This is a genomic window from Robertmurraya sp. FSL R5-0851 (assembly GCF_038002965.1).
In the GTDB taxonomy this organism is placed as follows: Bacteria; Bacillota; Bacilli; order Bacillales; family Cytobacillaceae; genus Robertmurraya_A; species Robertmurraya_A beringensis.
In genome coordinates, this window is the sequence record NZ_JBBOOE010000001.1 from 2976601 (window position 1) to 3000094 (window position 23494).

The window sequence follows — 23494 nt, forward strand, 5'->3', positions numbered from 1 at the left end:
TTTTCTATTTTTTCATTTCATAAATTCTCTCATATTTATCATAAAGATAGTCAATTAAGTAGGAAGCATTCAATCCTTCACCAGTAATATCTTTAATCAATTCAAGAGGTAGCTTCATTTTTCCGTGCTGATGAATGTTTTTGGTTAACCACTCTTTAATTGGTAGAAGATTCCCCACCTCAAGTAACTGTTCATAATGGGGAATATCACTCAGCATAGCATGTTTTAGTTGAGCAGCATAAATATAACCAAGCGCATAGGAAGGGAAGTACCCAAAGCTTCCATCAGACCAATGAACGTCTTGAAGGACTCCATTTGCATCATTATGTGGAGTAATCCCTAGGTATTGTTCATACTTTTCATTCCAAACTTTAGGCAAGTCTTTTACTTCAATCTCATCATTAAAAATCCCTTTTTCAATTTCGTACCTGATCATAATATGCAATGCATAAGTTAGCTCATCCGCTTCTATGCGAATAAGCGATGGCTTCGATTCATTGATTGCTCGGTAAAATTGTTCTATCGTAACATCTTGAAACTGAGTAGGAGCGTATTCTTTTAGTAAGCCAAAATTTCCTTTCCAAAAAGAAAGATTTCTTCCAATGAAATTTTCATAAAATAGAGACTGTGACTCATGAAGCCCCATGGATGTTCCTGTACACAATGGAGTTCCAATTAAAGCAGAAGAAATATTCTGTTCATATAAAGCATGACCTGCTTCGTGTATCGTACCGAATATGGCTGTACGGAAGTCATTTTCATCATACTTCGTTGTTACACGAACATCTCCAGGATTTAATCCAGTCGCAAATGGATGTACCGTTTCATCTAATCTACCAGAGTCAAAATCATAGCCAAGATTCTTTAGTATTTCCAAGCTAAATTCTCGCTGTTTTTCCTTAGGAAAATATTGATACAAGAATTGTGTATTTGGCTTATTTTCTGATTCCTTTATTCTTTGAACGAGAGGAACGATTTTTTCTTGAAGCTCACAAAATACTTGATCAAGAATGTCTACTGTAATACCAGGCTCATACATGTCTAGGAGAGTATTATATTTATTTTCCGTGTAGCCCCAATATGTTATAAATTTTTTTGTCATTTCAACAATCTTCTCAAGGTATGGTTGGAACATGGAAAAGTCTGAAGCATCCTTTGACTCTTCCCATACTGCCTCTGATTTCGACTGAAGGATAACAAATTCTTTATATTCTTCAGCTGGAATTTTTTTGTTTCGATCGTATTCCTTTTTACACTCAGCGACCGTTTTTTTGGTTATCTCACTCAGTTCAAGATCATGTTCCACACTAGTTAAATTTGCTATGTATGCAGCCATTTCCTCAGATGTTGACATTTTAAACACTTCACTAGATAGGAGACCAATGACTTCTGAACGCTGCTCCATCCCTTTTTTCGGTGCTCCTGTTCGAAGATCCCAATATATAAGTCCAAGTGCTTCTTTATACGCACCCATCTTTTTAACATAATCTAAAAACTCTTGTTCCATCTGCTTTATGGCAGTAACCATCTAGTCCCCTCCTTTGATTCCCTTATGCAAGAAATTTTATCATAATTTTCAGGAAAAATCTTGAAAAAAAAGGAGCAGACGATTATCTGCTCCAAGCTTACTTTGTTACCGATACAGGTAGGACGGAATGTACGAGATCAATTATTTTTTGAGGCTCGTTTTGATTCATTAAAATATGCACTTTTCCTTTGTCTTCATGTGTACGTATTAAACGACCGATTCCTTGGCGAAGTCGGAGAAGCATATACGGGATATCGACTTCTTCAAAGGAGTTTTCTGTACTCTCCCTTTTCGCAGTAAATACGGGGTCATGAGGTGGAAATGGAAGAGAAAAGATGAATACATTCTCTAATGAAGAACCTGGAATATCAAGCCCTTCCCATAAATGAGTGGAGCAAAGTACAGCACTCTCTTCCTGTTGAAATTTCGAAACTAGTGTACTTATTTCTGCATCTCCCTCAAAATAGATAGGGAAAGGAAGTTCTTCACGAATATGGCGTTTAAACTGCTGTTGTTCTTCTTCATTGGAAAACAGGACTAGACCTCTTCCACCAGCTTCCATTAATTGTGTAACAGTATACATACATTTTTCCTCAACAGACGGAAAGGAAGGAATCTGTATTTTCATAGCTTCATCATAATTAAAAGGTGAATTTACACGGAAAGATAAAAATTCATCTATTCCAAGACTTTTTGCAATATATGAAAATGAGCCATTTTCGGATAAAGTTGCTGAAGAAAAAATGAATGGTTTTTTCTGTGAAAATACCTCTTCACGCATGATATCTTCCACCATTCTTGGCATAATCACAAGCGTGCGTTTCCCCTCATATTCTTCAAACCAAATAATTCCTTTGAGCTCCTTTAAAAATAAGCTTAATGAGTACGTTATCTGCTCTAAATAGCCTTCAACAATCTTAAGGTCATATTCATTTATGACATATAATTCACTTTCAAAGACAAGTTCTTCTTCCAGATCGGATAATAAAGAGGCAAGCTTTTTCCCCTTCGCTAGCACATCAGGTGTTTTTTTAATCATCTGTTTATCAGAACCTACTGTTTTTTCAGATGCGTCATGTAATACTTCAAAAAATTGCTCACTAGCTATAATGGATTCGTCTATTAGGTTAAGGGTCTTATCCCTAACATCATTAGCGGTTAACCGCTCTAATAATGTTTCAAGTGTTTGTTCTGTTAATTTATACGTTAAAGCCTTTTGACTGGCATATTCTAAAAGATGCCCCTCATCAAATACGACACATGAGCTCTCAGGTAGTAATGGAAGCTGACCTTCACGTTTTCTTGCTTCCTTAGTCCAAATATGCTCCATATAAAAATCATGAGAACAAATAATTAAGTCCTGTGAGCTTCTGTAATAATCACGATGTAGTGTTTGTCCACATCTATGTCGCTGATCACAAGAAAAGCAGTCCTGTAAACTATCCCATGCTATTTCATTCCACTGATCGTTAGACAACTGCGGAAAATCCTTTCGATCTCCGTATCGTTCGAAGGATTGCATAGAAATTCCTGTATGCACGAAGTCAGGCAATTGATGGAACACGTCCATATGTACATCCGAAGATGCAACGGATTGATCTAATTTATTCAAGCACAAATACTGATCTCTTGATTTAGCTAAACGAACGTCAATATTGAGTTGTAACGCTTTTTCAAGCTTGGCGATATCTCCTTCTTTTTTGACAAGCTGTTCAATAAGTGTTTCATCTGCACAAGCAATGATTGCCGGTCTGTTTTTGTAACGAGCATAACAGATCGCATATAAGAGGTAAACAATCGTCTTTCCCGTTCCTACACCAGCTTCTGCAAACATCACTTTATTTTCTTGAAAGGCTTTTTCAAGTTGAAATGCCATATAGATCTGTTCGTCACGAACTTCAAAGCCCTCTTCTGGCAGTAAATCGTAGAACACATCCCCGATCCAATCCCCTAATTTCTCAAAGAAGGATTCAGATTTAGATAGGGTGAATGGTAGCTGATTTTGCAAAATAACCCCTCCAGTACTTTATTTTAGAACTAAGCGATAAAAAACTGACTCGTAAGCGAGTCAGTTTTAAATCATTTTATTTCTCTAGGTGGTCTCTTACCCCAGTATTGATAATAATTCGTTTGGATAAACCCATTAAATAATTTTCGTTTTTTAGTTGCTGGTTTTCCGTAACACTCTTCAAATCGTTCATTTGACGTTAGCATGTATACCGACCATGTTTCGTGGGGAGAGAAAGCTTGTCCCATGTCTGTGTACATTTTTTCTACCGTTGGTTTATCCCCTAGCCTCTCTCCGTATGGGGGGTTCCCAACAATTACGCCATATTCCTTTGTGGTCGTAAAATCTTTGACTTGCATTTGTTTGAATTGAATTAAATCTCCTAAACCAGCTTCAAATGCATTAGCCTTAGCAATATTCACCATTTTATGGTCAACATCTGAACCAAAGATATCTATTTCTTGGTCATACCTCGCAAGATCTTCTGCTTCATTTCTCGCATCTTCCCATAGCTTATCAGGAATCCAATTCCATCCTTCGGAAACAAACTCTCGATTAAAGCCTGGTGCAATATTTTGCCCTATCAAAGCAGCCTCTATCGGAATCGTTCCTGAACCACAAAAAGGATCAACAAACGGGCGGTCTGGTGTCCAATTTGTTAATAGCACTAATGCAGCTGCTAACGTTTCTTTAATAGGTGCTTCCCCTTGTTCCACACGGTATCCTCTTTTGTGTAATCCTGCACCACTAGTATCAATGGTTAGGATGGCCGTATCCTTTAAGAGGGATACTTCAATTTTAAACAGAGGACCATTTTCTTCAAACCAGCCTGTTCGACGATAATGGGTACTTAAACGATTTACAATCGCTTTTTTGACGATCGCTTGGCAATCAGAAACACTGAATAAAGTTGATTTTACAGACTTCCCAGACACAGGAAACTCAGCATTTTCTGGCAGGTATTTTTCCCAAGGTAATGCCTTTGTTTTTTCAAACAATTCATCGAACGTTTTGGCTTTAAATTCTCCAACTTTAATTTTCACTCGATCGGCTGTACGTAACCATAAATTGCTCTTACAAATAGCAAGCTCGTCTCCTTGAAAACGAACACGGCCATTCTCAACAGTACACTCATACCCTAAATCTCTTACTTCCTTCGCAACTACCGCTTCAAGCCCCATCGCTGCGGTAGCTATTAATTCAAATTTCGTCATCGTTTCACCTCAGACAGAATGTAACTTGCCTTTTTTATTATATGTATAATACAAGAAAAGCTCTCCAACAGAGGAGAGCTATCATTAGAAAACACTCATACAATTCCATTAATAACGTTCTATAAGCCATGTTTTGTTCCTTTGTACTACCATCGACTGATCGTCTCGTACTCAGGTGGCAATCATCTATCTACAGATTCAGCTGAACCTGTCCTTCTCCTCGTTCATTTCCTAAGAGAAGGTGCCCCTACCATAATTTGGGTTTCTCGCTCGTGGGGTTTACCTCGTTCCACCCCATTCATTTCTAAATGGGCTCCGTCACTGTGGCACTTTCAAGGTATTCATGCCATATCGAAGTCGACTTAGGCATTTTCCCTGCCGTCAGCCAAGTAAAAACCTAGCTGCCCTAGCTTATGAATTGGCTAGGCACGAACACTACGGACATCTCAGACCGTGCGAGCATGGACTTTCCTCTACAATTCACTTACGATCCTTGCAGCGATTACCCGAACGTTATTAACGAACAATACATATTATATGTAATTGTGAATGAAATATCAATGCCTTCTTACATGGTAATTTCTGTTAATCGTATAATTTGCTACCGAAAACATGCTTTTCTAGATTTGATAATCTTTTAAGAATATCAAAATTTGTTGTTCCAGCAGATGGTTGCTGAACGGAAGGTCTTCGCACGGCTTCTTCTAATTGTTTCTTCAAACGTGCGTTCTCCTGTTGTAGTTCTTCAATTTCTTGCTGTAGAATCTCATAATCTTTAATTACTACATCAAGAAATTTGTCAACATCCTCTGGTTTGTAGCCTCTCATGGCTGTTTTAAATTCTTTTTCCAATATGTCTTTCGCAGTTAGCTTCACTTTATCTATTTGCATTTATTTTTTCACCTCGGTCACTCAAAGAAACATTATCTATATTTTTTCAAAAATATGCACTTTTGTCAATTTTTCTTTTATCTGGGTAACTATTAATAAAAATCATTTTGCTTTTGCTGTTCTTCTTCGACTAATAATTGAAGATCGTAAAAGGTTATTTGTGTAATAGGATATGGATGGTTCTCTTGATATTGTTTGGCGGTTTGTAGTAAGTATTTCGGGCTTCCGTCTCTTTCTTCGTCATATATAAGAAGTAAAGCATCCGTTTTTTGAATGGCAAATTGATTTTTTAGTCGAAATTGGGCTGGACTATCGTACTTCCTTTTTGTGACTGAGTCTACATAGTTGGCCGTTTGGATAATCGAGTGATACCACTCCTTATTTTTATCGCTCCAATTTCCTTCTTGCTCTAGAAATGGGGTAATTATTGCTAGTTTTATGTCCGGATAGTCCTTTTTACGCAGTTCAATGACAACTTCTGCCGCCCACATTTCTACTCCAAGCTGACCTGATACCATTACCCATTCAAGCCCCTGGTCTAACAGCTGTAGAAGCGCTTTTTTTATTGCCAGTTTTATGTACACGACGCCAGGATCATTTTCTTTAAATATCCCTAGTTCACTGGCCTTATAACCCGATATATATACCACTTTAATCAATAATTTGCTCCCTCTCTCAAGGTCTTATATATGAATAAACAAGGGCTTATCAATAAGCCCTTGTTAGAAGTATTATCTTCCAAAAGATGGTCCAGGTCCTGCTCCAAAGCCTGGCGCTCCAGGTCCTGCTCCGAATCCTGGGCCTGCTCCGAATCCTGGGCCTGCTCCGAATCCTGGGCCTGCTCCAAATCCTGGGCCTGCTCCGCATCCTGGGCCTGCTCCGAATCCTGGCGCTGGAAATGGTCCAGGTACAGGACGTGGTGGTGCAAAGCTTTGAGTATGAGTCACTTCATTAACAACAGACTGTGTTTGTGGGAAGAAGTGTTGGTGATCATAATTGATGTGATTTACAGTTGTTGTATGCTGAGGGTGAATATGTGGCACCACATTATTTGAGAAAGTATGATTTACACAGCATTTCGTTGGGTGAACAACAGCAGGTAATACATTAGTAGGTCCGCAATGTTTTTTAAACATATTTGAGCTTCTCCTTTCGAATAGTGTTTTTGTGTTTTACAATAACAGCCTATGATAAAGGAGTCCATCTTGTACTAATACAAATACCTATTTTCGCTGATTTCTTTTTAGTAGCTCCAAGGTTTACATTAATGTATAAAAACTTTCTTTTAAGTTCGTAAAAATAATGGCAGTTAAACAGACAACAAGAAAAAACATAAACAAAATTGCTTTATACATCGAATTCATCCATCTCCACTTTTTATTCTATCTTTCTATCACTCAATGATACATTTTACTCTCTATTTTAAGGGGAGACAACACCAAAAAGGCGTATTTTGTCGATTATTTTTTTACATTTTTGTTACAAGATTTTCTTGTAATTCGTTCCAACCGTTTCGCAAGATCCATTTCCTGGTCAACCTTACGATCACTACGTTTCTCAAGTAATAACTTTGCTTTCTGACCAAAAAGAAGTGCCTTCTTGTAATCCTTTTTTTTATGTTCATACCACTTGGAAAGTTCAAGTGAGGATTCAAATGCAATGACATCATCAGATATTTTCGACAAATTTAACCAAATTCCACTAGCTGCTTCATAATCTTTCTTCTTTTTTAATTGCAAAGATAGTTGCCATTGAGATTGATAGGCTTCCATACTCTCCCCTGAAGCTAATTCGATAAAAGTATTTTCAGCAGCCAAATTTTGGCCAAGGTATGTAAACCATCGGCCTACCTCAAAAGCTTCTTTCTCCGTTTGGTTTTGGTCCATTCTTAAGATCTGAAATGTTAAATGAGTATACAAACTAATCAGAGATAGAATATCTATCTCGTTATGTTTGATAATTCCAAGCATTCCTTCTGGTTTTTGCGTTTCAACGTAGTCAAAATAAATCATTGGGGCTAAAAATCCTGGAACGTCATCGACTCTTTGAATTTCAAGGATTTCCTTCTCAACAATCGAGAGCTTTAAACGTTCTAGCTTATGCTTCCATAATCTTCGAGAGGCATGAAATAGATCGAAATGACCAAATGAAGGCAACATTGGAACATGAGCTTTTACAAGTGTATGCCTTGTTTTAACTTGTGGCCAATCAAAAGCTTTTCCGTTATACGTCACTAGCGTCGTATAATCAACCTTTTCAAGAAAACTAGTATACAGAGGAATTTCACTTCCAGGCCGTGGAAGAATATGCTGTCTAACAATAAAATGATTATCTTCCAACGTGGCATGTCCAAGAAGAAAAATCGTATTTCCTACCCCCCCTCCAAGTCCTGTTGTCTCTGTATCGAAAAAAAATAATTGCTCTGGTAAAAACCCTTTTGCTGACAGGGGATGTGAGATATTCGAGTTATTCCAAGCCTTCACTGCGTCAATAAATTCACCTAGCTTATATCTACCGTGTTGGTAATCTAAAGGATATTTCACTTCCCTTACCAGGCAATAGTCGTCTTCTAAAAAGAATGGAGAAACTCCATTTTCCCTCCACACATCAATAAAAGGAATCTCCTTATTCGTCTTTACAGGTAGAGAGCTCGAACTTTGTTTCGAGCTCTCTGGAATGGATAGATGAGGTTTTAACCGATTTAGTTTATTTTTTAAGCTCAACTGACTCTACCCTTTCCCACTTCATATAGAAACATATTTAATATTTTCAAGCAGTCAATTTTTGCTGTTTCCTCCATAGGATCTGTGCCTATACAAGATGGACAACCGTGATGACAATTACACCGGGTAATCATCTCTGTCGCCTCTTTAATAATTATTTCCATTCCCTCATAGATCTTTTCGCTAAGTCCAATTCCTCCAGGGTAGCGGTCATAGAAAAATAACGTTGGCTTTTCATTATGCACTGCTTTCACTTGTGGAACGACATGAATATCCTGTGGGTCACACATGACAAATAAAGGAGCTATATGTTTAAACGCGTGGGAAATACCAATTAAGCCCTGATCCAAACGTTCATCTGGTAATTCACTGGAGTCTTTATCAATAGAAATCCACGCAGAGCTCGTATGAAGCTCAACTTCCGGTAAATGAATCGGTCCCGAACCTATATTTTCATGTGTCTCAAATTTGATTTTTTTAAAGATGGTTGCTTTGGCCAATACGCTAACATCCCCATAAGCAATTTCCACCATAGAATTTTCCCTATCTTTATCAATTTCTAATACCTTTAATTCAACCGCTAAATTGGCGTCCGTAAAATAATCGACGGCTACCTCGCGAACGAATGCCTTCTTTTCCTCCCAATCAAGCTTTTCTACTTGAAATTGTGTTCCTTGATGCAAATAAATAGCCTCTTCATGAAGCAAGGTCATACTTGAGAAAAGATCCATTTCACCAATCACACGGGCTTTGGATACATCAGATTGATCGATTATAACCACATTATCTTGTGAGGCTGAACGCAAGCTAATGTTGTGTGCAGGGAATGAATCATTCATCCAGTAGTATTTCTCCCCATTTTCAAAAAGCACGCGCTCTTCTACTAAGTATTCTAGAAGTTCTTCGATTTCCATTTCTCCAAAATAGTCACCTTTCTTAAACGGTAACTCATAGGCTGCACACTTCAAATGATCAATAAGTATAATCAAGTTATCTTTGTTTATTCTCGCTGTTTCTGGGCTGCTTGTAAAAAAATAATCAGGATGCTGAATAATGTATTGATCCAGGGGACTAGAGCTCGCAACAAGGATGACTAACGATTCCCCATGCCTTCTCCCGGCTCTTCCCGCTTGTTGCCATGAACTTGCGATGGAACCTGGATAACCGGTCATAATACATACCTGCAGCTGACCAATATCCACTCCTAATTCCAAAGCGTTTGTACTAACGACACCATAAATGTCTCCGTTCCTTAGTCCTTTTTCAATCTCTCGTCTCTCCGAGGGCAGATATCCTCCTCGGTATCCTCTTATTGCTTTTGGCCCAAGCTGATACTTTACAAGATCTTGGAGATACGTTAATAAAATTTCGACCCTCACTCTGCTTTTTGCAAAAACGATCGTTTGAATTTTATTTTTTAATAATGTACGTGCGATCTTTCTAACCTCAAGCGTTGCGCTTCTTCGAATATTTAAAGGCTTGTTTACAATTGGCGGGTTATAAAAAAGAAAATGCTTTCTGCCACTTGGTGCACCGTTATTATTAATTAATCTCATGTTTGTTTCTGTTAAATGTTCGGCTAACTCAAGTGGATTAGCAATCGTTGCAGAAGTACAGATAAAAATAGGGTTACTTCCATAAAATTCACAGATTCTTTTCAAGCGTCTTATCACATTTGCGACATGACTCCCAAAAACACCACGATAGATATGTAGCTCGTCAATAACAACAAACTTTAGATTTTCAAATAACGACACCCACTTTGTATGATGAGGGAGAATGGCCGAATGAAGCATATCTGGGTTTGTGATGACAACATGCCCGGCCTTTCGTACTTTTTCTCTTATATTCGCTGGAGTATCTCCATCATAAGTGTAGCTATTAATTTGGAGCTCTGTCGCTTGTATTAGCTCATTAAGCTCACTTTTTTGGTCCTGTGCTAGCGCTTTAGTCGGAAAGATATACAAAGCTCTTGAATCCATCGATTCAATGATCGTTTGGATAACAGGTAGATTGTAACAAAGCGTCTTGCCAGAAGCCGTAGGAGTTACTGCAACAACACTTTCACCCTGTCTAATCGCTTCATAAGATGATTTCTGATGTGTATACAGCCTTCCAATCCCTCTCTCCTGCAATGCCCTTTGTAAATTGGCATGAAGGTCATTTGGCAATTCTGACGTTTTAGCTTCTTTTTCTTCTATTGTATGCCAATGCACAATTTGGTCTTTAAATTCATCATTTTTCTTCATTTCTACAATAAGTTCCTGTAAATTTTTTCTTACCTTCATGTACAGATCACCTCTATAACTCTATCATATCGAATAAACGTTCGTAATTAAAGACTTGTTTAAAAATAACAATGTTTCCCACAAACCTATTCTTTCAGGTTTGGATGTTTGGTAAAATAGATACTAGGTTATTGCAAAAATAGAGGTGAGTAGAAATGAAGAGTCCTGAAATAAAAAATGTATTAGCGGAGTTCTCCTTGTTTCGAAGCTTAGATGAAGATGAGCTTCAAAAAATTGTTGATATATCTATCTCAAGAGATTGGAACCGTGGAAGTCATGTTTTTATGCAGGATGATCCACTTGAAAACGTATATTTTATCCATTCTGGTAAAGTAAAGATATATAAAAGTGATATAAACGGGAAAGAACAAATCGTTGCGATCTTAAAAAAAGGGGAAATGTTCCCACATGTTGGTTTCTTTCGAAAAGGAGGATACCCTGCTTATGCAGAAGTATTGGAGGCTACAACCTTAGTAGTGGTACCTATCTTACCATTTGAAAAGGTCCTTATTGAGAATCCTACGCTTTGTATTAAAGTATTTAACGTATTAAGTGAGAAAATTGTTGATCTGCAAGACCGCTTAGAAGCACAAATCCTTAATAATACATATGAACAAATTATCAAGCTGCTGATTCGCTTAGCAAAATTACATGGTAAAGAAACAAATGGAATCTTCACGTTAAATGGTGAATTTACTAATAAAGACTTAGCCAATATGATTGGAACAACACGTGAAACCGTCAGCCGTACTCTCACCAAAATGAAAAAAGAGGAGCTTATTGAAGTCGATAGCAACGGTACGATGACTTTTGTCCTCGATGATCTACTTGAAGAATTAATTTAATAAAAATGGACGCATACATGTTGGTATGCGTCCATTTTTTCTATTTTCTTAGCTGTTACAAAAGGATGAACCGCCTATGTACAAAATGCATAATCTGTAAGGGAGAAATCATAAAGAGAGGGGTAGGATCATGTCTAATAATCTTCCAGACAAACCAAATCGCAACAATCGTCCTGAACCATTCGGTGAGATTGCCAAAGCGATGAATGACTTTTTTCAAGAAAGACCAGTCAAAGGTTTTTTACAAAGCATAGATGAGTTCTTCAACCTTCCGTTTGCCACCTTTCCCGTTTCTGTAAAAAGTTACGACAGGGAGCATCATATCGTTGCAGAACTTCCAGGAATTAGAAAGGAACAAATTAGTATCGATGTCCTTAACAATACTCTGACGATCACAGTGAAACACGGTGAAGTGATTATAGAAGAAGATGATGTTCATAAAGCGTATAGGAGAAAAAATAAAATGCAGCACATGAGCAGAACTATTACTCTACCTCAGGCTATAAACGAAAAAAAGGTAAAGGCCTCTTACCATGATGGCTTACTAACGATTATTGTGCCGAAGCTTCCTGGAAAGAAAATTCATATTATAAATGATTAAGCAGACTTTTTTCTGCTTATTTTTTTACCATGTAAAAAGGTATAGGGCTAGCCTATACCTTAAACATTCCTCCTAGCCCCTTCACCATCGAAGACACTTGTGTGACTGCATTCATCATCTGTCCAGCTGTATCAACCATTTTGTTAACGTCAAATGTTCCATCCTGTGTTTTAAAAGAGTTCATGATTGATTTCATACCAGTTGGCGGTCGCGGTATAGCAGATTGCTTAGGATAGGGGTGAGAAAATGGTTGGTTATATTGACCATATGCAAATTGATTATGATAAGATACTTCAGGTTGTTGAAGAGGATTATGAAGAACGGCTTCCGAAATCTTATGCTTCTTATCTGGTTGGTAAAGTGGATTTCCCTGATAGGGATAATCATAACCCTGTCCCGGAAACCCTCCCCCTCCGTACGGATAGGCTGGGCCATATAAGGATTCATTAGGTAAATAATTATAGGTTTGTAATGGTCCAGCGTAATTCATATTGTACATAGGAACATTCATAGGTTGTTCAAAGTAGTTGGCGTATGCCTCTGGCCGAGTATGGACTGCTTCATTTCCCCAAATATAAGGATAGGTTTCATTCATTACCGGTTGTTGTTGTGGACGATAATATCTTGATCGTTTATATCTTTGACCGAACAAGGGCACACAACCTCCTTTCTTATATTCACTGCTATAATTTATGTTTCATCCGCCTAGATGGTGAATAAAGAATAAAATAACTGCTATTAATCACCAATTTTGTCTAACGGTGTCGGAAGTCTTAATATTTAAAAAAACATCGATTTGTGCATCCACATGATACGATGATAGAGAAGAAACAACCTATATAGGGGGGAATTTAGGTGAATATTCAAGAATTAAAAAATCATTTCCAACTAATTAAAAAATACGAAGCACAAGAGGTAAACGAGTTATTGGATTTTGTTAAGAAATGTTATATTTACAATGAAATAACCACTTGTGACTATCGAAATCTTGTATATGAACTTGAGATACTAGGTGCAAAAACCCCTGAACTTGAATCATCTATGTAATATACATTCTTATAAACAGAAAAAAGTAGCACCTCTCCTAAATGGCGAGTGTGCTACTTTTTATGTTTCATATTTATTTATATTTTCTCGTAATACAGTTAAAACATATCTTACAGACTGAAGGTAGTTTATGAATCTTGTTCGACTAGTTTCAGGAAAAAAAGCTTGTACAGAGATCATTTCCAATTGTTCGGCTGCTGATTCAATTTGACTAGTATGAAGGTTTTTCGGTCGATTCCTCTTTATCCAAGACGCCGCTTCCACTTTCCAGTGATCTACCACTTCTTTTACTTCATCAGCAAATGGTTTTACCTGTGAAAAAAAATCACCCTTCTCACCTGACATCTTCACAGAAAGAAATGTATCATCAATTTCTTTTGTATATTCGTACAAACGTTCATTTAATTCACTTAACATTGATTGATTATCCAAGTTGCCATGCTCCTTTATCACATATACCCCTACTATAAAGGATAAACGAGAATATTAAAAATTTAAGCTGTCGTTCTCTTATGTTCTCTATCATTTGTAGACTTATTTTGGGCTAAATTGAATTTCCCTTCTAGTATATAATATCGATTTTCCGTTTTCCATAAGCTTTTTTGTTGTTGCTTTAACATATCTGCTTCTACATCAGGCAGTTTAAAATCGATGGATTTCTCTAGTTCCTCAAGATCATTGTGGATTTCAGAAAGCATTTGTAAAATATCTGATTTTAGAATCATCGAACATCCCTCCAAGAATAATTTCAGCTCTATTTAAATCTCTTTTGTACTTAATTCTTTGTTTTCCTCTAAGCTCCTTCCCTTATGACAAAACTAGAAGCAATTCGCCAAAAGAAGTGTAAAATTTTTGTTCTCCTAACTAGGTTTCGACATGAATGAAAAAATGGAGGATGAAACAAACTAATCTCGGAGGTGGTAAAGAATGAAAAAGAGAAATCAAAACAATGAAAAAGAAAATACTCAACCAAAAAAGCTGGAAGAAACAAAACCTGGGTACGGAGATAAAAAGCTTGAAGGTATTGATCGCCCTTCAACATAAAGAGATATAAAAAGCAAGAATCTATGAAGATTCTTGCTTTTTATATACGATTCTTCATTTGAAGTAAGTTATAACACATAATAAAAAAACGAATTTGCTTCTGTTTATTGGAGTACCAATGAGTCATTTCCCATGGGTGTCGGTGAATAATCTCCGTTCTGAACCATTTATTTTTCACGGAAGGGTGTTTTGTCCACTCATTTGGAAGATGAATATGGTGTTTTATAACTGGGTACGTTTCTTTTAAGAAAGGAGTAGTTTCTTCCTTGTTTTTCATAAATTGTTCATAATCATACCTTGAGCCAGTGTGTGCGGTTGTTTTTGCAAAATGAAAGACCTTACTAAATACATCGGGATTAAACAGAATATCAGCCAATCTTCTACCTAAATCAATCCGGTTATCCACATCTTGAAAGCCATATACACTTGCTCCATAAAGCTCTCCATGATGAGTAGGAAATAAAACAGCACTAAAATGAAGATAATCCTGAAAGGCAAAGAGAAGTGAGTGAAACACTTTTTTATAATAGATTGGATGCTCAATTACTGGTTTTTGAATGATATTTTGCTCATTGATAATGAGTGCGGTCATCAGTCTTCTTTTATCTTTCTCCCTCCAATAATTCGCCCATTCATTAATCATAAAAGACGAGACCTGAAAATATCGTAATAAGTGAAACATTGGAGTATTTAGTTTCGTCGAATAATCATACAGCAACAATTGGGGGTAGGCATCCTGAAAGATTAACCAATTGGCTCGCTCATAAGTTAAAAACAATTGTTTTCTAGTTTCTGGTTCTAAAGCTTGAGGAAACCACTTTCCCTCTAATTCACACATATTCCAGCCAGCATTTCTTGACACCATACTAGCCAAAAAAGACCAAAGAATATCCGAATGATTTAAAAAATACGTAAAATAAGCATCGGTTCTTGAAATATTGTCTAAATTACCCGACTCAACTTTTTGCTTAATTACTGTAATAATTTGATTCTCATCTAAATGATTAATAGTATTTTTGATATCTTTTTACTCCCTTCCAATGCTATCTTACGTTATAATTCGTTAATCGGTAGTTTTTATTCACCCTATCTGGGAGCAATTTTGGTATGATAGTGTAGTTAAAGAGGTGTAAGAAATGAATATTCATTATCCTAATGGAAGAAAGTTTATGAATCAGTTAAGCACCAGTCAAACAGTGAAAGCACGTAAGGACCCAACCTATAGCAACCGAGGAATGACATTAGAGGAGGATCTAAACGAAACAAATGAATTTTACTTATTAAATAATATTGCCGTTATTCACAAAAAACCGACACCGGTTCAAATTGTTGAAGTAAATTATCCAAAAAGAAGTGCTGCTGTAATAAAAGAAGCCTATTTCAAGCAAGCCTCCACAACAGATTACAACGGCGTATATAAGGGCAAATACATTGATTTTGAAGCAAAGGAAACAAAAAATTCAACTTCTTTCCCCCTACAAAATTTTCATGAGCACCAAATTCAGCACATGGAAAAAGTCATTCAACAAGATGGAATTTGCTTTGTTATTCTTCGTTTTTCAAGTACAGAAGAAGTGTTTCTGTTAGAAGCAAAGCAATTGTTATCGTATTGGGAGCGTATGAAAGTAGGAGGTCGAAAGTCTATTACAAAAGAAGAACTTCTCTCGACAGCACATCCTATTTCACTTGGTTTTCGCCCTAGAATTGACTATATTAAGAAAATAGATTGTTTATATAATCTCTAATTTTATCTTTTTCTAAAGGCGAAGTAAGCTTTTTAGTAAGAAAGGAAGGAAACAATATGGCAGAGCAATATCAATCTAGAGAGGAGCGCCGCAAACAGTTAGAAAAGCAGAAACAATCTAATAAGAAAAAAGGCAAAAAGCCTGCAAAAGGATTGTTCATGAAGATTTTTCTTATCCTTGTCGCACTTGGAATTACAGGGATTGTTGTCGGTGCTGCTACATTTGCATATATGATTAAAGACACTCCAGAGCTTGATGAAACGCTTTTAAAGGATCCGATCTCCTCCCAAGTGTTTGATATGAACGGGGAACCTTTCACGGAAATAGGGTCTGTGAAAAGGGACTATGTAAATTACGAAGATATTCCGGAAACGGTCAGAGACGCCTTCATTGCAACGGAAGACTCTCGCTTTTTTGAACATAATGGAATTGACTTGATTCGTTTAGGTGGCGCGGTCATCGCGAACGTTACCGACGGCTTCGGCTCTGAAGGAGCTAGTACGATTACACAGCAGGTTGTAAAAAATTCATTCTTAACTCATGAAAAAACTCTTTCACGTAAAGCACAAGAAGCATGGCTTTCTTTTCAGCTAGAACAAAAGTATACAAAGGAAGAAATCTTTGAAATTTACGTGAATAAAAACTGGATGGGTAGTGGTGGACACGGTGTCGCTACAGCTGCGAAAACATATTACGGTAAAAGCTTAGATCAACTTACATTAGATGAAGCAGCATTATTAGCTGGTTTGCCACAGAGTCCAGCAAATTATGACCCTTTCAAATATCCTGAAAATGCAAAAAAACGAAGGGATATTGTTCTCTCATTAATGAATCAACACGGCTATATTTCAGAGGAAGAAAAGGTTGATGCTCAATCGGTTGATGTGTCTGCTGCACTTGTCCCAGAAGACCAACGTGAGACCAATGGAGAAATTGCCTATGATTCCTTTGTAGGACAGGTTATTAAAGAAATTGAAGAAAAGTATCCGGATCTTGATCCTTTCTCTGAAGGATTAAAAATTTACACAACATTAGATACAAGTGCTCAAGACTATGTAGAACAAATTCTAGATGGCAATGAAATAGTTGAATTTCCTGATGAAAAATTTCAAGCTGGAATTACCTTATTAGATACAAAAACTGGCGCCATTCGTGCGCTCGGTGGTGGAAGAAACCAAACACAAACATTCGGATTTAACTATGCGACTGACCCAAGACGTCAGCCTGGATCGACTATAAAACCAGTTTTAGACTACGGTCCTGCCATTGAATACTTGAACTGGGGAACGTATCAGACATTAGTGGATGAACCATATACGTATTCAAGTGGGCAAGAAATTAATAACTGAGATAACAAGCATATGGGCTCGATGACGATGAGAACAGCTCTTGCTCTTTCACGTAACATACCTGCATTAAAAGCGATGCAAGAGGTTGGGCTTGATAAATCAAAAGAATTCGGCGCGAAACTTGGAATCCCTGTTAGTGAGTTAACGGAATCCTATTCCATTGGTGGATTAGGTGGAGCCGATAAAGGAGTTTCCTCCCTCCAGATGGCAGGTGCATATAGCGCATTCGGTAATAACGGGTTTTATACAGAACCATATTCCGTTGTTACAATCGAACTTCGTGATGGAACAAAGCTTGACTTAAAACCAGAAACTGAAGTGGTTATGAAAGATTATACAGCTTTTATGATCACAGATATGTTAAAGGATGTTTTAACATACGGTACGGGTTCTCGTGCAAGAGTAGACGGCCTTGCTGTCGCTGGTAAAACGGGTACGACGAACTACCCTACTGCTGAACGAGATAAATATGGAATCCCTAAGGGTGCTGTTCCTGATTCTTGGTTTGTTGGTTACACAACCAACTACACAGCAGCGGTCTGGACAGGATATGATGATCGTACGCAAAATTGGCTAACAAGTGATGAACAGAAAATCTCACAATATATCTTTAAAAATCTTATGACCCATGTTTCTCAAGGAAAAGAAACGGCTGACTTTGCAGTACCTAGCAGTGTAGAAAAAGTTCGAATCGAAAAAGGTACGTTCCCTGCTAAGCTAGCAAGTGAATATACTCCTAACGATCAAGTAATCATTGAGTATGCAGTTAAAGGAAGTGCACCAAAACAAGTATCGAACAAATATGATAAGCCTGCAGCACCTAGTAATTTAAAAGTAACTCTTGATGAAGCGACGAAGGAACTTCTTGTTACTTGGGAATACAGCGGTGACAATGCGGAAGGCGTACAATTCCAATTATATGGATCCTTAAATGATGGTGGCGAACAACTTCTAAAAACCACTACAGAAAAGCAGGTTCGCTTAAAAGCTGAAACACCAGGCTACTATACCTTCAAGGTAATTGCCGTTCGTGACACTCAGCTAAGTGAAGCAGTTACTACAACCATTGAGGTATTGATTCCTCAAGAGGAAGAAGAGCAAGAGGTGGAAGAGGAAGAAACCGAAAATGAGGAAGGAACCGACGAGGAAACCACCGAAACGGGAGAAACAGGCGGTAATTCCAATAATGGAAATACTGGTACCGGAACTGGTAACGGAAATACTGGTACTGGTACAGGAAATACTGGTAATACTAGCAATCAAGGATCAGGTAATAATTAATAAAAAGGCATCTTTTGAACTGACCTAGCCAAATGAGACATATATAAAACACCTATCCATATTAAATTTAACACTTTTTCATTAATTTGATATTGGTTCTTTACTGGAAATAGTTCAGGCACTTTGTCACTTTACTTGGAGCCTCTGCGGGCATAGATTCTTTAGCCAGGAAGCCAGATATCTCAAAGAAAAATCTGGCTTAGCCATAATAGGCTATCATGCCCGCATCTCCAAATAAAGTGCACGTCTTTTCTACATGCAAAGTGGATAACCCCGAATCCTTTAAGCTGCCTTTAATCCAAATTCTATTGGAGTTAAGTAGCCTAATTTTGCTTGAATCCTACCCTCGTTGTAATGATGAATGTACCCATCTATTCTAGAAATAACTTCTAAATTAGATAGGGTATTAAACTTACAATATTGGAATTCCTCTGTCTTTAAATTTGAATGAAATGATTCAATCACCGCATTGTCCCAACAGTTCCCTCGTCTGGACATACTACCTACTAAATGATGTTCCTTCAAATAATTTTGAAAAGTATACGAAGTATACACACTCCCCTGATCGGAGTGTATAATAACTCCTTCTGGCTGATTGCGTTTATCCAAAGCATCCTGCAGTGTATCAATTACTAATGTCGTTTGTTGATGATTATAAATCTTATAAGCTACAATTTCATTATTATACAAATCCATAATCGTAGACAGATATAATGTTTCGCTGCCATACTGGATATACGTAATGTCCGTTACCCACTTCTCATTTGGTTTACTTGCACTAAAATCACGATTAAGAATATTAGGTACAATGACTTCACTTTCTCCCTGCGATTTCCACTTGCGTTTTGGTTTCACCTTACACTGCAAATGATGCTTCTGCATAATGTTTTGAACTGTGTTCCTATTAAGATGAATATGATGTTCTCGCTTTAGAATAGCTCTAATTTTCCTATGACCATTTCTATATTTAGTAGCCTTACAGATTTCAATAATTAAATCTTCATGTTCATTCCGATATTCACCAAACCCTTTAGTCCAACGATAATAGCTAGCACGTGGAATCCCTAAAACTTTTAAAATGGAAGTAACGGTATATTTTTCACGAAATTATTCAACCAATTGTACTACTAGCCCTTTATCGACTCCTTTCTCATCGCCATATACTTTTTTAGAATTTCATTCTCCATTTTTAGGTGAGTTAGTTGATTACTTATTCGCTCGTCCTTACTTAAAGAATCGGGCCCATGCCCAAATGTATATTGTTTACCAATTGGCTGATCAAACCGATACATTTCTCCATTCTTGTACCATCTCATCCAAGTTTCAATTTGAGTTTTATTTTTGATTTTGTATTTGTTCATAATTTCCCGTGTTGTTAATTTTCCTTCAAGCTTATCTCTTACTACCGCCCATTTAATCTCTTTTGTATATACAGTTTTTTTGCCCACGCAAAAACACCTCCGAATAATGTCACAATACTTATCTCAAGTATTGCCATTTTGGAGGTGTTTTATATTGTCTCACTATTTTAGGTTAGTCCATTTAGAATTTTTCTAAAGATGCCTTTTTTGCGTATTGCTTTTCCAGTTCCTTAAAGAGCTCTACTAATTGCTTAAAAGAATGGAAAGAGCCCTGTCTACCCTGGATAAAACTCAATCTTTCCTCGACATTAATGGGCTTAATTTTTAATTCTTTTAAGGCTATATTTTCAAGGTTCGGTTCCATATTATTTACTAACAATAGCTGTTTATAAAATAAAGATAAGCCTTTATCCATTAGCAAAGCAGTTTCTTGTTTTTCTCTAATCCTAATAAGCTCCCCAAGTCGTCCCTCTATAGTTTTCCATTCTAGAAATCCATTTTGAATATCATTTTTTCTCATGAACAACCAATTGCCCTTTCATTCTCTTTTTTCCTTCTCGACATAAGTCCAATAATGGACAGGTTGGACACTGAGGATTTTGTGCTTTGCAATGATATCGGCCAAAGAAGATCATTCGGTGGTGGGTTACTGACCACTCATCCCTCGGTACTTTTTTCATTAGTGTTTTCTCAACTTCTAATACAGAATCCTTCCAACGACATATGGCCAGTCTTTTACTCACTCTCTCAACATGAGTATCAACTGCAATAGCTGGTATACCAAAAGCCACAGATACGACTACGTTGGCAGTTTTTCTACCAACACCAGGAAGCTTGGTTAACTCATCGCGATCCATAGGTACTTCCCCATTGTATTCATCTATCAGAAGCTGAGAAAGCTTTTGAATATTTTTTGCCTTGTTTCGAAAGAGACCAATGGATCGAATGTCGTTTTGCAACTCTTCAAGTGAAACGTTCAAATAATCTTCAGGAGTTTTATATTTTTCAAACAATGTTTTTGTTACCTTGTTAACAAGTACATCGGTACATTGGGCAGATAACGCCACTGCTACCACAAGTTCAAAAGGATTTGAATGATTTAATTCACAATGCGCTTCAGGAAACATCTCCCCCATTGTATCTAAACAAACTCTTATTTGTTCTTTATTCAGCATTTCATCCACTCAACTTTCAAAAAAATGTAAAAAAAAGGAGAGACTCTGCTCTCGTGCACGATTTATTGTTCGAGCCAATTATAAAATGGAATAGGCTCGGTTTTATTTTCTGGTCGCTCAATCTGTTTATTTTTCGTTTGTTGTTGATGCGGTCTAAATCTTTTTCCATAGTTTTTTGCCTGCTCAACCGTTTTGATTCCGTTCTTTTTCCACTCAAAAAGGATGCGATCAATATATCTGAAATTTAACTTACCTGAAATAACAGCTTCCTTTAATGCAGCTTTAATAATCACTGGATCATGCCGATCATCGTCCATCCAAAGAGCAAGGGTCTCGCACTCAAATGGGGATAATGGTCTACCATATTCCTGTTCAAAGCAAGTGTACACGTCCGTTTCTATTGTTTGTTGATTCATCACATCTTTGGCTTTTTTCTGTTGTAAAAAAACATCCAATAATTTGTCCCATAGTGGGTCCAGTGAGTACTTTTCAAATCGTATTCCATCACTTGAATGCCCATCTTGAATTTCAATTAACCCTTTTTGGATAAGTCGGCGAAGCATATCAGAGCACTGAGTACTGTTAATTGTCATTAGAGAAGAAATCTCATTCGGGGTTGGAAAACTATTGCCTCTCTCAGTAAAACTATATACATGAATTAATAATAATAATTCCGTTTCATCAATATTAAGAAGTTTATAAGAAGTTAACAGAGCATTAGGAAGCGTAGTATTCCCTAGTTTCATCCATTCAAGCATATTTTCTTTCATACAAGACACCTCCCCTTTAGTATAACATGAAGTATGATGATCAGTAAGGACCTTTCAGTGATTGCCAAATATATACTAGACCCATAATAAAAAGCTCGCATAAGCGAGCTTCTTCTTTGATTAAGGATATAAGCGGTTTAATAAACGTGGGAATGGAATGGTTTCTCTAACATGCTCGACACCACTTATCCACGCTACTGTTCTTTCTAAACCAAGACCAAATCCTGAATGCGGAACAGAGCCAAATTCTCTTAATTGTAAATACCATTCATATGCTTCTAAAGCTAATCCATGATCCGTTAAGCGTTGCTTTAACAGCTCATAATCATGAATACGCTCTGAACCGCCGATAATTTCCCCATATCCTTCTGGAGCAATCAAATCAGCACATAATACAACATCCTCACGGTTAGGATGTGGCTGCATATAAAATGGCTTCAATGTGGTAGGGTAATGGGTAATAAAGACAGGCTTGTCATAGCTTTCTGCAATCGCCGTTTCATGAGGAGCACCAAAATCATCACCCCAAGAAATATCAGTAAAGCCCTTCTCGTGTAAAAATTTAATGGCATCATCATAACTGATTCTAGGGAAAGGTGCTTGAATTTTCTCAAGTTTCTCCGTATCTCTACCTAATATTTTCAATTCTAGTGAGCAATTTTTCAGGACAGATTGAACAATATGTGACACGTACTGTTCTTGAACTTCTAAGTTTTCTTCAAACTCCACAAATGCCATTTCAGGTTCTATCATCCAAAACTCAATTAAATGTCGGCGCGTTTTGGATTTTTCTGCTCGGAAAGTCGGCCCAAATGAAAATACCTTTCCTAATGCCATCGCTGCTGCTTCCATATATAGCTGTCCACTTTGTGAAAGATATGCATCCTCGTCAAAATACTTTGTTGCAAACAATTCCGTTGTTCCTTCAGGCGCACTACCTGTTAAAATCGGAGGATCCACCTTTGTAAATCCTTGTTCATTAAAAAACTCATACGTAGCTCGGATTATCTCATTACGAACCTTCATTACCGCATGCTGACGTTTAGAACGTAACCAAAGATGTCTATTATCCATTAAGAATTCTGTTCCATGTTCCTTTGGTGTAATTGGATAGTCAACCGATTGATGAATCACATCAATTCCTTTAACTTGCAGCTCGTAGCCGAATGGAGAACGCTCATCTTTTTGGACTGTTCCTGTTACATAAACAGAAGATTCTTGCGTGATTCCTTTTGCTTGCTGAAATACTTCTTCAGACACTTCTGCTTTTACAACAACACCTTGAATAAAGCCTGTCCCATCGCGAAGCTGAAGGAAAGCTATTTTTCCGCTAGAACGCTTATTTGCTATCCAGGCACCAATTTTAACATCTTCACCAACATATTTGTGAACTTGTGAAATAGTTGTTTTATTCACGACAATTCCCTCCAAAAATCTAAAAAGAAGCTAAGAGTATGTATAAAATATTTGTTTATAACACCTATAAGTAAGTATCAACTTCTCTTTAACAGTTTAAACTTCGTTTGAATGCGTAAAGTCCCATCTCATTATACAATTCGAAATATAGACTATCAAGTTTATATCAAATAAAAAACAGAATGCCGCCTAGGCACCCTGTTATATT

Annotated in this window: 20 protein-coding genes, 1 other RNA gene and 2 pseudogenes; 5 read left to right on the top strand and 18 right to left on the bottom strand. The window is 37.1% G+C overall.

Annotated elements, in window-relative coordinates; all coding sequences use genetic code 11:
- Positions 1 to 4: 4 nt before the first annotated feature.
- From MKX65_RS15310 to MKX65_RS15355, 9 genes are all read right to left on the bottom strand, one after another.
- Positions 5 to 1528, bottom strand: a complete 1524-nt coding sequence (locus MKX65_RS15310; RefSeq protein ID WP_340904453.1) for a carboxypeptidase M32 — start codon at positions 1526 to 1528, stop codon at positions 5 to 7.
- 97 nt (positions 1529 to 1625) lie between these two features.
- Entirely contained in the window at positions 1626 to 3536 is a 1911-nt protein-coding gene (locus tag MKX65_RS15315; RefSeq protein WP_340904455.1) for an ATP-dependent DNA helicase, read from the bottom strand.
- A 71-nt stretch (positions 3537 to 3607) separates the two neighbouring features.
- Entirely contained in the window at positions 3608 to 4750 is a 1143-nt protein-coding gene (locus MKX65_RS15320; RefSeq protein WP_160547185.1) for a THUMP domain-containing class I SAM-dependent RNA methyltransferase, read from the bottom strand.
- 117 nt (positions 4751 to 4867) lie between these two features.
- Positions 4868 to 5264: RNase P RNA component class B (gene rnpB, locus MKX65_RS15325), an RNA gene on the bottom strand.
- Positions 5265 to 5335: 71 nt separating this feature from the next.
- Entirely contained in the window at positions 5336 to 5641 is a 306-nt protein-coding gene (gene gpsB / locus MKX65_RS15330) for a cell division regulator GpsB (protein ID WP_160547184.1), read from the bottom strand.
- Between the two features lie 92 nt (positions 5642 to 5733).
- Positions 5734 to 6297, bottom strand: a complete 564-nt coding sequence (locus MKX65_RS15335; RefSeq protein ID WP_340906271.1) for a DUF1273 domain-containing protein — start codon at positions 6295 to 6297, stop codon at positions 5734 to 5736.
- Positions 6298 to 6372: 75 nt separating this feature from the next.
- On the bottom strand, positions 6373 to 6777 hold the full coding sequence (locus MKX65_RS15340; protein WP_160547182.1) for a CotD family spore coat protein: 405 nt from the start codon (positions 6775 to 6777) through the stop codon (positions 6373 to 6375).
- Positions 6778 to 7101: 324 nt separating this feature from the next.
- Positions 7102 to 8364 (bottom strand): ribonuclease H-like domain-containing protein, encoded by a 1263-nt coding sequence (locus MKX65_RS15350; RefSeq protein ID WP_160547181.1) that lies wholly within the window; start codon positions 8362 to 8364, stop codon positions 7102 to 7104.
- Positions 8361 to 10652, bottom strand: a complete 2292-nt coding sequence (locus tag MKX65_RS15355) for a DEAD/DEAH box helicase (RefSeq protein WP_160547180.1) — start codon at positions 10650 to 10652, stop codon at positions 8361 to 8363. The genes MKX65_RS15350 and MKX65_RS15355 overlap by 4 nt, the downstream gene beginning before the upstream one ends.
- Before the next feature lie 155 nt (positions 10653 to 10807).
- Here MKX65_RS15355 and MKX65_RS15360 point away from each other — a divergent pair, with 155 nt between their 5' ends.
- Positions 10808 to 11497: a Crp/Fnr family transcriptional regulator gene (locus MKX65_RS15360; RefSeq protein ID WP_160547179.1), complete on the top strand. Its 690-nt coding sequence runs from the start codon at positions 10808 to 10810 to the stop codon at positions 11495 to 11497.
- 130 nt (positions 11498 to 11627) lie between these two features.
- A complete protein-coding gene (locus MKX65_RS15365) occupies positions 11628 to 12098 on the top strand; it encodes an Hsp20 family protein (protein WP_160547178.1) in 471 nt (156 codons plus the stop codon).
- Positions 12099 to 12150: 52 nt separating this feature from the next.
- Here the strand turns inward: MKX65_RS15365 and MKX65_RS15370 are convergent, their stop codons facing one another.
- Positions 12151 to 12750 carry a YppG family protein gene (locus MKX65_RS15370; protein WP_340904461.1) on the bottom strand — a complete coding sequence of 200 codons (600 nt, stop codon included), beginning with the start codon at positions 12748 to 12750 and terminating at the stop codon, positions 12151 to 12153.
- A 203-nt stretch (positions 12751 to 12953) separates the two neighbouring features.
- Here MKX65_RS15370 and yppF point away from each other — a divergent pair, with 203 nt between their 5' ends.
- Positions 12954 to 13145, top strand: coding sequence for a YppF family protein (yppF, locus tag MKX65_RS15375; RefSeq protein ID WP_340904462.1), 192 nt, complete (start codon positions 12954 to 12956; stop codon positions 13143 to 13145).
- A 60-nt stretch (positions 13146 to 13205) separates the two neighbouring features.
- Here yppF and MKX65_RS15380 read toward each other — a convergent pair whose 3' ends face one another.
- The 3 genes from MKX65_RS15380 to MKX65_RS15390 all read right to left on the bottom strand — a co-directional run bounded on the left by MKX65_RS15380 (position 13206) and on the right by MKX65_RS15390 (position 15210).
- On the bottom strand, positions 13206 to 13577 hold the full coding sequence (locus MKX65_RS15380) for a DUF1798 family protein (protein WP_160547177.1): 372 nt from the start codon (positions 13575 to 13577) through the stop codon (positions 13206 to 13208).
- Positions 13578 to 13639: 62 nt separating this feature from the next.
- A complete protein-coding gene (locus MKX65_RS15385; protein ID WP_340904463.1) occupies positions 13640 to 13870 on the bottom strand; it encodes a hypothetical protein in 231 nt (76 codons plus the stop codon).
- A gap of 359 nt (positions 13871 to 14229) precedes the next feature.
- The gene (locus MKX65_RS15390) at positions 14230 to 15210 is read right to left on the bottom strand and encodes a DUF2515 domain-containing protein (RefSeq protein WP_340906272.1); all 981 of its coding nucleotides are present in this window, start codon (positions 15208 to 15210) and stop codon (positions 14230 to 14232) included.
- Between the two features lie 115 nt (positions 15211 to 15325).
- Here MKX65_RS15390 and recU point away from each other — a divergent pair, with 115 nt between their 5' ends.
- On the top strand, positions 15326 to 15934 hold the full coding sequence (gene recU / locus MKX65_RS15395) for a Holliday junction resolvase RecU (protein ID WP_340904465.1): 609 nt from the start codon (positions 15326 to 15328) through the stop codon (positions 15932 to 15934).
- A 299-nt stretch (positions 15935 to 16233) separates the two neighbouring features.
- Positions 16234 to 18564 (top strand): annotated as a pseudogene (locus MKX65_RS15400) (PBP1A family penicillin-binding protein).
- Between the two features lie 282 nt (positions 18565 to 18846).
- Here MKX65_RS15400 and MKX65_RS15405 read toward each other — a convergent pair.
- From MKX65_RS15405 to asnS, 5 genes and pseudogenes are all read right to left on the bottom strand, one after another.
- Positions 18847 to 20012, bottom strand: a pseudogene (locus tag MKX65_RS15405) (IS3 family transposase).
- A gap of 94 nt (positions 20013 to 20106) precedes the next feature.
- Positions 20107 to 20445, bottom strand: a complete 339-nt coding sequence (locus MKX65_RS15410; RefSeq protein ID WP_340904466.1) for a YpoC family protein — start codon at positions 20443 to 20445, stop codon at positions 20107 to 20109.
- Positions 20432 to 21100, bottom strand: a complete 669-nt coding sequence (nth, locus tag MKX65_RS15415) for an endonuclease III (protein ID WP_160547172.1) — start codon at positions 21098 to 21100, stop codon at positions 20432 to 20434. The genes MKX65_RS15410 and nth overlap by 14 nt, the downstream gene beginning before the upstream one ends.
- Positions 21101 to 21162: 62 nt before the next feature.
- Complete coding sequence (locus tag MKX65_RS15420) at positions 21163 to 21870, bottom strand: DnaD domain-containing protein (RefSeq protein ID WP_340904468.1); 708 nt, start codon at positions 21868 to 21870, stop codon at positions 21163 to 21165.
- Between the two features lie 120 nt (positions 21871 to 21990).
- Positions 21991 to 23286 carry an asparagine--tRNA ligase gene (gene asnS / locus MKX65_RS15425; protein WP_340904470.1) on the bottom strand — a complete coding sequence of 432 codons (1296 nt, stop codon included), beginning with the start codon at positions 23284 to 23286 and terminating at the stop codon, positions 21991 to 21993.
- Positions 23287 to 23494 lie beyond the last annotated feature (208 nt).

Excerpts from the sequence above, each read along its gene's own strand:
- MKX65_RS15310 (WP_340904453.1), bottom strand. The coding sequence starts at position 1,528 with ATGGTTACTGCCATAAAGCAGATGGAACAAGAGTTTTTAGATTATGTT.
- MKX65_RS15320 (WP_160547185.1), bottom strand. The coding sequence starts at position 4,750 with ATGACGAAATTTGAATTAATAGCTACCGCAGCGATGGGGCTTGAAGCG.
- gpsB (WP_160547184.1), bottom strand. The coding sequence starts at position 5,641 with ATGCAAATAGATAAAGTGAAGCTAACTGCGAAAGACATATTGGAAAAA.
- MKX65_RS15340 (WP_160547182.1), bottom strand. The coding sequence starts at position 6,777 with ATGTTTAAAAAACATTGCGGACCTACTAATGTATTACCTGCTGTTGTT.
- MKX65_RS15355 (WP_160547180.1), bottom strand. The coding sequence starts at position 10,652 with ATGAAGGTAAGAAAAAATTTACAGGAACTTATTGTAGAAATGAAGAAA.
- MKX65_RS15360 (WP_160547179.1), top strand. The coding sequence starts at position 10,808 with ATGAAGAGTCCTGAAATAAAAAATGTATTAGCGGAGTTCTCCTTGTTT.
- MKX65_RS15365 (WP_160547178.1), top strand. The coding sequence starts at position 11,628 with ATGTCTAATAATCTTCCAGACAAACCAAATCGCAACAATCGTCCTGAA.
- MKX65_RS15385 (WP_340904463.1), bottom strand. The coding sequence starts at position 13,870 with ATGATTCTAAAATCAGATATTTTACAAATGCTTTCTGAAATCCACAAT.
- recU (WP_340904465.1), top strand. The coding sequence starts at position 15,326 with ATGAATATTCATTATCCTAATGGAAGAAAGTTTATGAATCAGTTAAGC.
- MKX65_RS15410 (WP_340904466.1), bottom strand. The coding sequence starts at position 20,445 with ATGAGAAAAAATGATATTCAAAATGGATTTCTAGAATGGAAAACTATA.
- nth (WP_160547172.1), bottom strand. The coding sequence starts at position 21,100 with ATGCTGAATAAAGAACAAATAAGAGTTTGTTTAGATACAATGGGGGAG.
- MKX65_RS15420 (WP_340904468.1), bottom strand. The coding sequence starts at position 21,870 with ATGAAAGAAAATATGCTTGAATGGATGAAACTAGGGAATACTACGCTT.